Origin of the sequence: Methylobacterium sp. Leaf106 (assembly GCF_001422895.1) — a bacterium.
GTDB lineage: Bacteria > Pseudomonadota > Alphaproteobacteria > Rhizobiales > Beijerinckiaceae > Methylobacterium > Methylobacterium bullatum.
In genome coordinates, this window is the sequence record NZ_LMNB01000005.1 from 48,873 (window position 1) to 58,382 (window position 9,510).

The window sequence follows — 9,510 nt, forward strand, 5'->3', positions numbered from 1 at the left end:
AACATCGCAGGGCGGTCAGCGGCCCCGCGCCACGCGCTCGATCTCGGCGCGGACGAGGCGTTCGACCATGCCCGGCAGGTTGTCGTCGAGCCAGGATTGCAGCATCGGCCGGAGCATGTCCTGCACCATGTCCTCGATGGTCCGGGCATTCTGGCTCACTCTCGTACCGGCGAGAAGCTGGAACGCATGGCCGACGCTGGCATCGGTGATGTCGGACACGAGGCGCTGCTTCAGGCTCTCGCGCGGAGCCTCCACCGGCTCGGGGCGGGGGGCGGCGCGGGGCGGCTCGGGCTGACGCACCACCGGTGGCGGCGGCAGGGGCTCCGGTTCGGGCTCGTCGTCGTCGAAGGAGATCGAATCGAAATCGATCTGGCCGCTCTCGGCGAAGTCGATCTCCGGTTCCTCGATGGGAGCGGGCTGGGGCTTGCGCGGCTGTGCGACCTCGGCGAGGTCGAGGACGTCGTCGTTCTCCGGGAGCGGCGGGGGAGAGCGTACCGGCGCGACCACCTCCCCCTTGGCGTTCTGGTCGTCGGCGATGATCCGGCGGATGGACGCCAGGATCTCCTCCATGGAGGGTTCCGGGGCCTTGTCCGGCGCCTTGGGGCTCGCTGCACTCATCCGGACGACGCTCGGTCACATGGTTAAAGAAGTATTTCGGTCACTCTGAGTATTTCACCACGGGTGCCGGAAACAAGCACCGGCCGGGCGCAAGGCACAGGATAACACCGGTGCCTCGCGGGTTCCTCGCGACCGTCAGCGCCCGTCGGGCGTGCGCAAGCCGTACCAGAGGTCCTTGACCTGGTCGAAATGCTCCTTTGGGCTGTAGGCCACGACCGGGATCGCGGTGAAGCGCACGGTGAGGCGGCCCACGGTCTGGACCACTCCATAGGAGTTCACCACACGGTCGCGCTGGGCGAGAATGAGGTTCACGCGCGAGTTCAGGAGTTCCTGCTGGGCGTTCAGGACGTCGAGGGTGGTACGCTGGCCGACGCGGGCTTCCTCGCGCACGCCGTTGAGCGCCACTTCGTTGGCCTGAACCTGGGCCTGCGATGCGATGACCTGCGCCTTGGCCGCTTCAAGCCGGCCCCAGGCGGTGACAATGGCCGAACGAACCTGGTCGCGGATGTCCTCGACGTTGATGCGGGCCTGGCCGACCAACTCCTTGGCCTGGCGGATCTGCGAATAGGTCTGGCCGCCCTCGTAGAGCGGAACCGAGATGCGGCCGACGATGGAGGCGGTCACGCCGTTATCGCCCGGGAACTGCGTGTCGTAGCGCTGCTGGACGCTCCCCTGCAGGGCGGCGCTCGGAGCGAGCTGGCCCTCGAAGATCTTCACCTGCGCCTCGGCCACGTCCACCGCGTGCATGGAGGACAAGATCTGCGGGTGTTCCTTCAGGCCGATGGAGATGGCGCTGTCGAGGTTCGGCGGCACGAACCGGTCGAGGGGCCGTCCCGGCGCGAGCTGGCGCGGCTCGACGCCGATGATGCGCCGATAGGTGCCGATGCTGGCGCGCAGATTGGCCTCCGCGCCGCTGACGTCGGAGCGCGCGCCGGCGAGGCGGGCCTCGGCCTGGGCCACGTCGGTCCGGGTGACCTCGCCGACATTGAAGCGGTCGCGGGTCTGGCGCAGCTGCTCTTCGAGCACCTCGACGTTGTTGCGGCGAAGCTCCAGGGTCGCCGTGTCGCTCAGGACCGACATGTAGATCTGGGCGGCGTTGAACAGGGTCGTCATCTCGGTGGAGCGCAGCGATTCGCGCGTTCCGAGCACGTCCGATTCGGCGCGGCGGGTCTGGTTGTCGGTCTGAAAGCCGTTGAACAGGGTCTGGTTGATCGTCAGCCCGGCGCCGCCGGGCTTCGTCACCTGGTTGAGGGAGATGCCGCTCACGCGGCCCTGGCTCTGGGTCAGGCCGATGTCGGCGTCGATGCTCACGGTGGGACGGTAGCCGGACTTGGCCTGTGCGACGTTCTCGTCGGTGGCGCGCAGTCCCGCCCGCGACGCGTTCAGCGCCGGGTTGGCGCCATAGGCACGGGCCAGCGCGCTATCCAGCGTCTCGGCCACGGCCGGAGAGGCGGCGGCGAGCGTCAGCGCGGCGAAGCCACCCAGCCGTAGCCGGAAGCTTTTCGCAAGTTTGCGTTGTCTCACGTCCATCTGCCCTTGCGGTTTCTCGATGAACCGGTCGGCTGTTCATCACAGCCATAGCGCCTAGGGTGCCATCCGGATTGCCCGCCTCACAGGTCAGCTTAGCGGAGGTTGTGCTTCAGGGCATCGGCGGAGAGGGATTAGGCACGAGATTGATGGCGCAGTGCCGCATAAAAGCGACACCTGCCCTCCCCGCCACGCTGGTTCGCATGGGCAGGCCGACGCTTCCCCGCGCTCGGGCCTTTGAACAGTCGCGGGTTTCGGGACGCGAAACCGGCGACCGCTTTTGCCGAACCCGCTCAGAAGGAAAAGCTGGATTCCGGACTGAAGGCCGACAGGGCGGGCAGCGACGCATCGAAGAGCGGACGCGCCCCGAACGCGTCCCCGGTCCGGATGAACAGGGTGGCCTTCGCGGCCTTGTCGCGGCCCAGCACGCAGGCGAGGCGTCCGCCATCCTTCAGCTGGTCGAGGAGGGATTGGGGCCGCGTCTCGACGCGGCCATTGACGAGGATGGCGTCGAACGGTCCCGCCTTCGCCGCGCCCGCCGGCAGGGGGCCGCGAACGATCTCGATTCCGTCCGTTGCCGACAGGCGGCTCTCCGCCTCGGCGGCGAGGGCGTCGTCGGATTCGAGGGCGACCACCCGCACCCCGAGCTGCCGCATGATGGCGGCGGCGTAGCCGTAGCCGGTGGCGACGTCGAGGGCGACCTTCCCCGGCGCGAGCTGCAGCGCCTGAATCATGCGGGCGAGAAGCATCGGCGCCGGAATGACGCGATCCGTCGCCGGGTCCTGCCCGGTGATGCGCAGGGATTGGTCGATATAGGCGAAGTCCTCGCGGCCCTGCGGGACGAAGCGCTCGCGCGGCACGGCTTCGAAAGCGTCGAGGACCGGGATGTCGTTGACGTCGAAGGTCCGCAACTGACAATCCACCATGAGGCGTCGCGCCTGCGCGTAATCGAGCATGGGTCTCGTCTTCCCTCGCCGCATCGACCGTAGGCGCCCCTCCGCCTCATCCGGACATTCGGAAAGGGCCGGACACCAGCGCCGAAGCTTGCCGGGTTGTCGGGGATCGGCCCTGAAAACGCAAGGTTCGAGGCGCGGTTCGTGTCGCGCGACATGCGCCGCGCTTCCGGTCCGATGGGACGCACTGAGGTTTCAGCAGCCGGTGGCGTCGAGCAGCGCCTCGACCATGGAGCGGTAGCCCGATCCGAACAGGCGCAGATGCACCAGCGCCGGCCACAGCCGGTAGATCGCCCTACGCTCCGCCATGCCCGGTTCGGCCTCGCCATACGCCTCGCGGAAGGCGGGGCCGGGCGCGCCGAACAGGGACAGCATCGCGAGGTCCACCTCGGCATGGCCGTGGTAGCAGGCGGGGTCGATGAGCCCGGAAACGCGGCCGCCATCGGTGAGGATGTTGCCGCTCCACAGGTCGCCATGCAGCAGCGCCGGGCGGGGACGGGCCGGAAGACGCTCGGGGAGTGTGGCCGCCAGGGCCTCGATCCTCCGCCGGAGTGCGGTGTCGAGATACGGAGCGTGGCAGAGGAGGCGCCGCTCGGCCCAGAAGCCGGGCCAATCCTCGCTTGCGTGATTGTCGATTCGCACCGTCGCGAAAGCGTAGTCACGGTTCCAGCCGTAATCATCGCCGGTCACGGCATGGAGGCGCGCCAACACGTGGCCGAGATCCGCATCCGCATTGCCGCCGCCGGCCGGCAGGGGCTCGATCACGAGAGTGCGCAGATCGGCCGCGAACACCTCCGGCGCGGGGATTCCGGCGGCGCGGATCGCGCGGAGCATCCCGGCTTCCGCCGGCGGATCGGGTCCGTCCTTGACGATCGCCGCGCTGCCGTCGTCGAGCACGATCCGCACGAGGCTGGAGAGATCGCTGCCGCTCATGGGCTCGGCCCGCACGAGCCGGCGCCCGAGCAGCGCCGCTCCACGCGCTGCCAATGGCATCATGCCGTGAGCGCGCGCACGAGGTGGCGGGCGCCTAGGGTCACGTCGGCCCAGGTGGTCTCGAAGCCCGCATCCACGCCGTAATAGGGGTCGGCGACCGCCCCGCCCCTGCGCCCCGGCACATGGTCGAGGAGAAGCGACAACGCGGCGCCCTCTTTCGGACGAAGCCGACGCAGCACGGCGAGATTGTCGCCATCGAGGGCGACGATGTGGCTGAAACGGGCAAAATCCGCCGGCTCGACCTGACGCGCACGGTAGCCGGAGATGTCGACGCCGTTGCGCCGGGCGATGGCCTGGGCGCGCCGGTCGGGCGGTTCGCCCGCATGCCAGGCACCGGTTCCGGCCGAATCGACCTCGGCGTCGAGGCCCGCCCGCGCGGCCTCCAGGCGGAACGCGGCCTCCGCCAGGGGCGAACGGCAGATGTTGCCCAGGCACACGAACAGGATGGCTGGCTTGCCTGCGGACATAACGGCTCCTCGAATGTCGATGTCAGCTGCCGCCCGACGGCCCGGTTGCCCGATCCTTGCCGGAGCCTTCCGCTTCTTCCATCGCGACCCGCCTCGTCTCCTGCCGACGGCCGAGCCAGAGGCTGTTCAGGAGCCAGGCGACCGAGAGCGGAACCGCTGCGATGGCCACGGCCGTCGAACCGAGGCCCAGCGCTCCAATTCCCTGGAAGGACCACGCGCCGATCTGGTCGCCGGTCCGGTAGACCACGGTGTCGAGGAAGCTCTTCGCCTTGTAGCGGTCCTCACGCGGCACGACCGTGAACAGCACCTCGCGGATCGGCCGGGCGATGGCGAAGTTGCCGGCTCGCCGGAAGACCTGGAACGCCACGATGGCCGTGATCGTGGGTGAGACGGCGAGCGCCGCGAATCCGAGGATGCTGGCCGCCGGCAGGAGCGCGAGGGCGGGGCCGACCCCGATGCGCCGCACGATCCGGCCGGTGAGGAAGAACTGCACGCCGAGGGTGAGCAGATTCACCAGCAGATCGACGCTGGCGAAGAAGGCCGTCTGCGAGCCGCGATCGGGGAAGCTGCGCTTGGCGATGCCCGCCTGCTCGAAATACAGGAAGGTCGAGGTCACCGAGAACAGCAGTAGGAACAGCCCGATATTGAGCAGGTAGGGCGATTGGAACGTGCGGGTGATGCCCGCGAAGGCGCTGCCGCCGATGGCCTCCGACGGGGCGGCGTCGCCCGTGACGGGAGCTCGGTTCAGGCGGTCGGACAGGCGCGCGAGACCGCGCATGCTGAACACCGCCACCTCCAGGAGCAGGGCCGCGCCGATGAGGAGCGCCCAGGTCGGCACGTCTCGGGCGAGGATCGCCGTCGTTGCCGATCCGGCGATCGCCCCGAGAGTCGCGCCAGCGGCGATGAAGCCGAACAGGCGCTTGCCCTGCTCGGTGGAGAAGACATCCACGATGGTGGCCCAGAACACCGAGACCACGAACAGGTTGAAGATCGAGAGCCAGATGAAGAAGGCCCGGCCGATCCAGACGTCGCCCTCCGGCCCGGCGAGGTAGAGCGCCCCGGCGAACAGCACGATGTTGGCGGCGAAGAACCGATAGGTCAGCGGCACGAACCGGGCGCGCGGCAAGGTCTTCACGAGCCAAGCGAAGGGGACGTTCAGGGCCAGCATGCCCACGAGTGTGCCGGTGAACAGCCAGGGCAGGTTCTCGATCCCGCCGGCGACACCCATCTGGTCGCGGATCGGCCGGAGGACGTAGTAGGCCGCCAGGATTGAGAAGATGTAGGCCCAGGACCAAGCAAGGGCCGGAGCCTCCTCCGCCCGTACGTCGATGAGCCGCCGCAGCCAGGGCGGGACGTAGCCGCCGCGTCCGGCGGTCAGCGGCTTCGCCGGCCCTGGCCCGTCGCTCAACGGGTGACCCCGAGTCGTACCCGCGATTCCTCCGCATTCAGGTCGAGGCCGAAGCCGGGGGAACCCATGGCGAAGCTGTCCGCCTTGGCGAGCTGCCCGACCTCCACCGGATCGAAGCCCGCATCCTTGACGAGTTGGGCAACGATCGCGAGCGCCGCGGGATCGTCGCCGGCGATGGGGATCGCCATGCGTCCGCCTTGGCGATGGGCGTTCTTGGCGAAGACCTTGTAATTGGCCGCGTTGAAGGCCCGGACGAGCTTCGCCCCGTTCAGATATTTGGCCGAAACCGCCGCGATGCCGTTGGCCTGGACCTCACCATAGACCTCTCCGTCACGGGCCTGGGTCGCGTTGCCGGCATCGATCACCACCTTGCCCTTGAGCGAGGCTCCATGGTCCTGCGCCAGCTGCGGATAAGCCTTGTAGGGCACCGCGATGAGCACGACGTCGCCGAAGGCGATGGCCTCGGCCGGGCTGCCCGCCCTCGCCTTCGGCCCGAGCGCCTCGACGAGGTCCTTCAGTTCCTCGGGGTGACGGGACGACAGCATCACCTCGTGCCCGGCCTTCGCCCAGAGGCCGCCGATGGTGCCGCCGATATTGCCCGCCCCGACGATGCCGATGCGGACCGGCTGCGGTGCGGCCTGGGCCGAGGCGGGACAGGGTGATGCCAGCAGGCCCGAAGCGGCGATGAGCCCACCGGCCAGCATGATGACGGCACGGCGGTTGAAGAAATCAGAGCGCGTCGACATAGGCCTCCATTCGGGTTCGCTGGGCGGCATCGGGCAAACGGCCGCGTGCCGCGCCGAGATTGTCCTCGACATAGGCCGCCTTGGCCATGCCGGGGATCGGGCAGGTGACGGCCTCGTGGGAGAGGACGTATTTCAGGAAGAATTGCGGCCAGCTCGCGCAGTCGAACTCGGCCGTCCAGGGCGGCAGGTCGCGTCCCTGAACGGCCTTGAACAGGCGGTCGCGCCCGAAGGGCACGTTCACCATCACGGCCATGCCGCGCTCTTTCGCGAGCGGCAGGATGCGCTCGGCGGCGCGGCGGTCGTCGAGGGCGTAATTGACCTGGATGAAATCCATCGTCTCGCGCCGCATCACCGCCTCGAGATCGGCGAACTGGCTGTCGCGCCAGACCGTGACACCGGTGTAGCGGATCTTCTTTTCGGCCTTCAGATCCCGCAACGTGGCGAGGTTCGTTGCCGTGTCGCTGAGGTTGTGGACCGCGACGAGATCGATCCTGTCGGTGGCCATGCGGCGGAAGGAGCGCGCGATCTCGGCCGCACCGGCCTCGCGGCCCGGTGTTCCGACCTTGCTGCAGAGGAACACCTTCTCGCGCAGACCGTCCTGGGACAGGATCTGGCCGAGGACGTCCTCGGCCGTGCCGTAGCTCGGCGCCGTGTCGATGACCGACCCGCCGAGCGCCACGAACCGCTGCACCGCCTCGCGCAAGGGTGCGATTTTTTCGGGGACCGGCTCGACCTCGTAGCGGCGCGAGGTGCCGATCCCCATGGCGGGGAGCATCTCGCCGGAGGACGGGATGGCCCGGCGGATCAGACCGCCCTCCTCCGCATGGGCCGGTGACGCGGCGCGCTGCAGCAGCGGCACCATCAGGGGAGCGAGGCCGGCGCCGGCCAGGAACGCACGTCGGGACGGATGCATGCGGGCTCGGTCCTCATCGGGGATCGGGCAGGATCAACGCCGCTGCGCCGCCGAGGTGCCAACGGATCAGGAAACGGCCGTCAGCTTGTCGGCCATGGACTGCTCCTTGTCCCGCCGTGACGAGAAGGCCATGGTGAAGAAGACCCGCTGAACGCCGAGCTGGCTCAGCTTCTCCTCGCAGAGTTCGATGAGCCGGCAGATGTCGGCGAGCTCGCCCTCGATGTTCGTGCCGTTGGCATGCATCTCGGCGTTGAGGTGGCTGGCCTCGAGGATGGTCTTGATCTCCTTCACGTAGGAGGAGACCGAGGGGCCGACGCCCATGGGCACGATGCACAGATCCGCGACGACTTTCATGGACGTTCTCCTCGGGAATGCATGTGGAACGGAACGGCCGATCCCCGTGATCTCGTAGGCCGCTCATAGGCCTGCGTCGCCAGCACCCAGGGGACGATGGGAACGGCCCGACGCCCGGTCCGTTGATGAACATATCTCACAACAGGACATTTCGAATGCGCAAGCTCGCACTTCTATCGGCCGCGGCCGTCAGCCTCGGTGCCCTCCTGGCGGCAGCCCCTGCGGAAGCCCGAGGCTGGGGTCATGGCGGCGGATACGGTCATGGTGGCTTCGGCGGCCACGGTGGCTACGGTCATCGCGGCGGTTACGGTCGTTACAGCGGTGGTTACGGTCGCTATGGCGGCGGCTACGGCCGGGGTTACGGATATGGCCGTCGCGGCATCGGTCCGGGCGCCGTCATCGGTCTCGGCGTCGCCGGTCTGGCTGCCGGAGCCATCGCGGCCGGCGCCTACAATGGTGGCTATGACGGTTACGGTTATGGCCGCCCCGTCGGCTATTACGGCGGTTACGCCCCCGCGCCGGCCTATGGTTACGGCTACGGTGGTTATTACGGCTACTGAGCCGGGACTGGATTTGGCCGAGACTGGATCCGGCAAGGAAGGGGTCGCCGCGAGGCGGCCCTTTTTTGCGTCGACTCGGCGCTGACGCCCCTACCCGATCATCCAGGCCGGACGGAACGGCGCCAAGTCGGCAGCCCCGGACGTCCCATGCGATCACGGCCGATCAGGGCGGCGCGAAGATCGTGATGTTGCCGTTGATCTGATAGGCGGCCGTCGGCGGCGTATTGACGAAGCGCAGGCGGATGGGGCTCTCGCCCAGGATGGCGCCGAAGGACGGGGTCACCGGGATGGGAAAGCATCGGGACACGGCGTCCCTTGCGGACTCCTCATAGTGTTTCCGGGCTTCCTGATCGCCTTCGAGGCGGCGTGCCGTGACGAAAGGCGCACCGCGCAACTCACCGTTCTTGCTGATGCCGAACAGAAACGCGATCTGTGATCCACTGGTATTCGGAGGGACAGACCAGCAGGAGGCGAGCGTCGCGCGAAGGTCTGCCCAGTTGTTCACGGCGGCTGGCGACGACGGGGATTGAGCGAAAACAGGAGCCGTCATCGGAGACAATCCGCCGAGCATCGCCACGCCGAAGCGGCACGCGATGACAAACCGGCGGATCGGTTCATGGCTCATGGATGGCAGTCTAAGAGCGCCTAACAGAACGGCACCGAGTCGGATGTCGAGCGTTGGTTTTGCATGGCCAGACCGCTTCTCCCCGATGATCTCTGGGATGAGATCGCTCCGCNAGAGCGCCTAACAGAACGGCACCGAGTCGGATGTCGAGCGTTGGTTTTGCATGGCCAGACCGCTTCTCCCCGATGATCTCTGGGATGAGATCGCTCCGCTCCTCCCGCCGCCTCGGTCCCGTCCCAAGGGCGGGCGTCGTCCGATCGAGAATCGGGCCGCACTGACGGGCATCCTGTTCGTGCTGCGCTCGGGTCTGCCATGGGAGATGCTGCCGGCCGAGATGGGCTGCGGC

At 68.2% G+C, this 9,510-nt stretch carries 11 protein-coding genes; 2 read left to right on the forward strand and 9 right to left on the reverse strand.

What is annotated here, in order from left to right; translation table 11 throughout:
• Window positions 1–15: 15 nt before the first annotated feature.
• The 9 genes from ASF34_RS06440 to ASF34_RS06480 all read right to left on the reverse strand — a co-directional run bounded on the left by ASF34_RS06440 (window position 16) and on the right by ASF34_RS06480 (window position 7,979).
• Window positions 16–618 carry a DUF2497 domain-containing protein gene (locus ASF34_RS06440; RefSeq protein ID WP_200913220.1) on the reverse strand — a complete coding sequence of 201 codons (603 nt, stop codon included), beginning with the start codon at window positions 616–618 and terminating at the stop codon, window positions 16–18.
• A 135-nt stretch (window positions 619–753) separates the two neighbouring features.
• A complete protein-coding gene (locus ASF34_RS06445; protein ID WP_056159864.1) occupies window positions 754–2,148 on the reverse strand; it encodes a TolC family outer membrane protein in 1,395 nt (464 codons plus the stop codon).
• Between the two features lie 290 nt (window positions 2,149–2,438).
• Window positions 2,439–3,101 (reverse strand): protein-L-isoaspartate O-methyltransferase family protein, encoded by a 663-nt coding sequence (locus ASF34_RS06450; RefSeq protein WP_056141844.1) that lies wholly within the window; start codon window positions 3,099–3,101, stop codon window positions 2,439–2,441.
• A gap of 192 nt (window positions 3,102–3,293) precedes the next feature.
• A complete protein-coding gene (locus ASF34_RS06455; protein ID WP_056159867.1) occupies window positions 3,294–4,094 on the reverse strand; it encodes a fructosamine kinase family protein in 801 nt (266 codons plus the stop codon).
• A complete protein-coding gene (locus tag ASF34_RS06460) occupies window positions 4,091–4,558 on the reverse strand; it encodes a low molecular weight protein-tyrosine-phosphatase (RefSeq protein ID WP_056159871.1) in 468 nt (155 codons plus the stop codon). The genes ASF34_RS06455 and ASF34_RS06460 overlap by 4 nt, the downstream gene beginning before the upstream one ends.
• A gap of 22 nt (window positions 4,559–4,580) precedes the next feature.
• Window positions 4,581–5,936: an NTP/NDP exchange transporter gene (locus tag ASF34_RS06465; protein WP_156465649.1), complete on the reverse strand. Its 1,356-nt coding sequence runs from the start codon at window positions 5,934–5,936 to the stop codon at window positions 4,581–4,583.
• Window positions 5,937–5,962: 26 nt separating this feature from the next.
• On the reverse strand, window positions 5,963–6,712 hold the full coding sequence (locus tag ASF34_RS06470; RefSeq protein ID WP_156465647.1) for an NADPH-dependent F420 reductase: 750 nt from the start codon (window positions 6,710–6,712) through the stop codon (window positions 5,963–5,965).
• On the reverse strand, window positions 6,696–7,625 hold the full coding sequence (locus ASF34_RS06475; RefSeq protein WP_018043811.1) for an aldo/keto reductase: 930 nt from the start codon (window positions 7,623–7,625) through the stop codon (window positions 6,696–6,698). Before ASF34_RS06475 ends, ASF34_RS06470 begins: the two co-directional genes overlap by 17 nt.
• A gap of 66 nt (window positions 7,626–7,691) precedes the next feature.
• Window positions 7,692–7,979: an MTH1187 family thiamine-binding protein gene (locus ASF34_RS06480; RefSeq protein WP_018043812.1), complete on the reverse strand. Its 288-nt coding sequence runs from the start codon at window positions 7,977–7,979 to the stop codon at window positions 7,692–7,694.
• Window positions 7,980–8,134: 155 nt separating this feature from the next.
• Here ASF34_RS06480 and ASF34_RS06485 point away from each other — a divergent pair, with 155 nt between their 5' ends.
• Together ASF34_RS06485 and ASF34_RS06495 are read left to right on the forward strand one after the other, a co-directional pair.
• Entirely contained in the window at window positions 8,135–8,539 is a 405-nt protein-coding gene (locus tag ASF34_RS06485) for a hypothetical protein (protein ID WP_056141852.1), read from the forward strand.
• Window positions 8,540–9,327: 788 nt separating this feature from the next.
• Window positions 9,328–9,510: transposase (locus ASF34_RS06495; RefSeq protein ID WP_156465648.1), on the forward strand; the 183-nt coding region annotated here is incomplete at its 3' end.

Coding starts and splice junctions, on each gene's coding strand:
- ASF34_RS06455 (WP_056159867.1), bottom strand. CDS start 4,094: ATGATGCCATTGGCAGCGCGTGGAGCGGCGCTGCTCGGGCGCCGGCTC.
- ASF34_RS06480 (WP_018043812.1), bottom strand. CDS start 7,979: ATGAAAGTCGTCGCGGATCTGTGCATCGTGCCCATGGGCGTCGGCCCC.
- ASF34_RS06445 (WP_056159864.1), bottom strand. CDS start 2,148: ATGGACGTGAGACAACGCAAACTTGCGAAAAGCTTCCGGCTACGGCTG.
- ASF34_RS06475 (WP_018043811.1), bottom strand. CDS start 7,625: ATGCATCCGTCCCGACGTGCGTTCCTGGCCGGCGCCGGCCTCGCTCCC.
- ASF34_RS06460 (WP_056159871.1), bottom strand. CDS start 4,558: ATGTCCGCAGGCAAGCCAGCCATCCTGTTCGTGTGCCTGGGCAACATC.
- ASF34_RS06470 (WP_156465647.1), bottom strand. CDS start 6,712: ATGTCGACGCGCTCTGATTTCTTCAACCGCCGTGCCGTCATCATGCTG.
- ASF34_RS06440 (WP_200913220.1), bottom strand. CDS start 618: ATGAGTGCAGCGAGCCCCAAGGCGCCGGACAAGGCCCCGGAACCCTCC.
- ASF34_RS06450 (WP_056141844.1), bottom strand. CDS start 3,101: ATGCTCGATTACGCGCAGGCGCGACGCCTCATGGTGGATTGTCAGTTG.
- ASF34_RS06485 (WP_056141852.1), top strand. CDS start 8,135: ATGCGCAAGCTCGCACTTCTATCGGCCGCGGCCGTCAGCCTCGGTGCC.